This window comes from Mycobacterium sp. E3247 (assembly GCF_001667785.1).
Taxonomy (GTDB): Bacteria; Actinomycetota; Actinomycetes; order Mycobacteriales; family Mycobacteriaceae; genus Mycobacterium.
In genome coordinates this window covers 1-898 of sequence record NZ_LZJG01000195.1, presented here as the reverse complement: position 1 = coordinate 898, position 898 = coordinate 1, and the positions used below count along the sequence as shown (strand labels likewise).

Annotated in this window: 2 protein-coding genes; one reads left to right on the top strand and one right to left on the bottom strand. The window is 62.9% G+C overall.

Annotated features, from left to right (window positions below; genetic code table 11):
- The coding region (locus tag A9X04_RS10415) for a phosphotransferase (RefSeq protein WP_156764307.1) at positions 1 to 413 on the bottom strand (413 nt) is incomplete at its 3' end.
- A gap of 54 nt (positions 414 to 467) precedes the next feature.
- Between A9X04_RS10415 and A9X04_RS10410 the strand changes: the two genes are divergently transcribed.
- On the top strand, positions 468 to 898 hold a 431-nt coding region (locus A9X04_RS10410; RefSeq protein ID WP_197509122.1), incomplete at its 3' end, for an acyl-CoA dehydrogenase family protein.

The window sequence follows — 898 nt, the reverse complement described above, 5'->3', positions numbered from 1 at the left end:
ACGTAGGCCATCGCTAGGCCGTGCCGCAGGGTGATGTCACCGAGAAAGGGTTCGGGCAGCTCGAACCCCGGCGTGAATCCATCCACCACGCCCATCAACATGAACTCGGTGCCCAGCACTTCGGCATCTTCGCAGTAGAGCACCGGCGGTGGATGGGGCACGTCGGTGCCCTCCAAAGCCCGCAGGATGCGCCACTCCCGCAATGTATTCGAGGCAGTGGGGTGGTTCTTGACCGCTGGCGGCCGACGTAACACCCAGGCGTGTTCACCGCGCGCCACCCGGAACGACACGTTTGCCGTTCCGGTCCCCTCGCCGATCCGTTCAGCCGTCATCGGGATCCCACAACCGGGCAACTGGTCCCCGATCCACGAATCGAGCCGATCGACGTCGAGCAGCGTCGCAGTCGAAGTCATGCACTGACGCTAACGGTGTTGACAGTTACTGTCAATCCTGTCAGCGTATGTCACATGATCGATTTCGAGCTCCCGGCGGAGATTCAGCAACTGCGTGCCCGTGTCGCCGCATTCATCGACGACGTTGTGCTGCCAGCCGAGCCTCAAGTCGGCGCGCGGCCCTTCTTCGAAATCGTTAAAGAGCTTCAGGCCGAAGCGCGCGCTGCCGGGTTGTGGTGCCCGTTCGTTCCGGTCGAATACGGCGGAATGGGCCTCGGTCATCTGGCGAACGCGGTCGTGCAGGTCGAGGTCGGGCGCGCCTTCAGTCACCTGGGTGCCTGGGCGATGAACTGCATGGGCCCCCAGGACGCGACGATGCTCACGCTGATCGAGCATGGAACCGACGAGCAGAAAAAGCGCTATCTGGAGCCGCTGGTCAACGGTGACATTCGGGTCTGTTTTGCGATGACCGAGCGTGCGGCCGGTGCCGATGCAACCGGTATGCA